The organism is Acuticoccus mangrovi (genome assembly GCF_016411865.1).
Classification (GTDB): domain Bacteria; phylum Pseudomonadota; class Alphaproteobacteria; order Rhizobiales; family Amorphaceae; genus Acuticoccus; species Acuticoccus mangrovi.
Genome location: NZ_JAEKJA010000064.1, coordinates 1 through 423, shown reverse-complemented (window position 1 = coordinate 423; position 423 = coordinate 1). Strand labels below are relative to the sequence as shown.

Annotated in this window: 1 protein-coding gene; it reads left to right on the top strand. The window is 65.2% G+C overall.

Going from position 1 to position 423, the window contains the following annotated elements; genetic code table 11:
• On the top strand, positions 1–280 hold a 280-nt coding region (locus JCR33_RS24685; RefSeq protein ID WP_198884806.1), incomplete at its 5' end, for an integrase core domain-containing protein.
• Positions 281–423 lie beyond the last annotated feature (143 nt).

Below are 423 nucleotides of genomic sequence, written 5' to 3'. Positions count from 1 at the left end.
TTCAATAGCCGGCATGTCCGGTGAAACGGGGAGCACTCCAGTTCTCGACTTCTCCCGCCCCGGAAAGCCCACGGATAACGCCTACATCGAAGCGTTCAACGCGCGGCTCAGGGCCGAATGCCTGAACGCCCACTGGTTCCTCAGCCTTGCTGACGCCGCCGAAAAGTTGGAGGCTTGGCGTAGAGACTACAATGAGGAGTGGCCTCACGGCGCGATCGGGAACAAGGTCCCGGCCGCGCTCATGAAATTGGCACCCGAACCCAGCCCGGCGTGCCGATGACAGCCGGAAAACTCTACCCTCCCGCGGGGGCACGCCGGGGAGCACTCCACCACACGAACAGAATCCATCTATGAGCGGGGACACCTCGGGGGCAACGTTAGCGGCTCTCGCCGCCCCGGCGTGAGGGCGGGGGCGCGGGGAGG